The organism is Amphiplicatus metriothermophilus (assembly GCF_900199215.1).
In the GTDB taxonomy this organism is placed as follows: Bacteria; Pseudomonadota; Alphaproteobacteria; order Caulobacterales; family Parvularculaceae; genus Amphiplicatus; species Amphiplicatus metriothermophilus.
Genome location: NZ_FZQA01000016.1, coordinates 1 through 1,112 on the forward strand (window position 1 = coordinate 1; position 1,112 = coordinate 1,112).

Below are 1,112 nucleotides of genomic sequence, written 5' to 3' on the forward strand. Positions count from 1 at the left end.
TGACCCGACCCCTTTGAACGCAGCCACGAACAAGGAAACAAATGGCTGCATTCAAGGAGATAGAGAATGTCGGGAAAACGATATCGCCCAGAAGAAATCATCTCGAAGTTACGCGAGGCGGAAGTTTATCTCGCCGAAGGCGTCAGCGTCGGGGAAGTCATTCGCCGGTTGGGCGTCACAAAGATCACCTATTATCGCTGGCGGCGCGAATATGGCGGCCTGAAAGTCGATCAGGCCAAGCGTCTGAAAGACCTGGAGCGGGAGAACGCCAGGCTGAAGCGCTTGCTGGCTGACGCGGAACTCGACAAAGCGATATTGAAGGAAGCCGCCTCGGGAAACTTCTGACGCCCTTGCGCCGTCGGGCATGTGTGGATCGTGCGGTTGAGAAGCTCGGCGTTTCCGAACGCCGGGCTTGCCGCATTCTTGGTCAACACCGCTCGACACAATGGCGCCAGCCGAAGAAGCGTGACGATGAAGACGCGCTGACATCCGCGATCATTGAACTCGCTGTCCGCTATGGGCGTTACGGCTACAAGCGGATCACGGCGCTTCTTCGCGCTGACGGCTGGTGCGTAAACCACAAGCGTGTCTTCCGGATATGGCGGCGCGAGGGCCTGAAAGTACCGCAGAAACAACCGAAACGAGGAAGATTATGGCTGAATGACGGCTCATGCATCCGGCTTCGGCCGCAATATCGCAATCATGTATGGGCGTATGATTTTGTCCAGGATCGAACCCGCGACGGGCGCAAGTTCCGCATGCTCACCGTGATCGACGAGTTCACCCGCGAATGCCTGGCGATCAGGGTCGGGCGTCGTCTGAACAGCCAGGACGTATTAGAAGTGCTCGGCGAGCTGATGGTCGAACACGGCGTGCCTGATCACATTCGCAGCGACAATGGCGGAGAGTTCCGGGCCAAAGCCGTTCAGGAATGGCTTTCGAAGATCGGTGCAAAGACGCTCTACATCGAACCCGGGAGCCCGTGGGAGAACGGTTACAACGAATCTTTCAACGGCCGACTGCAGGATGAGTGCCTAAAACCGGAGCTTTTCAATCATCTGATCGAGGCGAAGATCATCATCGAAAATTGGCGGCGCCATTACAACACAGAG

Annotated in this window: 1 pseudogene; it reads left to right on the plus strand. The window is 56.8% G+C overall.

What is annotated here, in order from left to right:
• Window positions 1-66: 66 nt before the first annotated feature.
• Window positions 67-1,112, plus strand: a pseudogene (locus CHB64_RS15170) (IS3 family transposase); the annotation flags it as partial.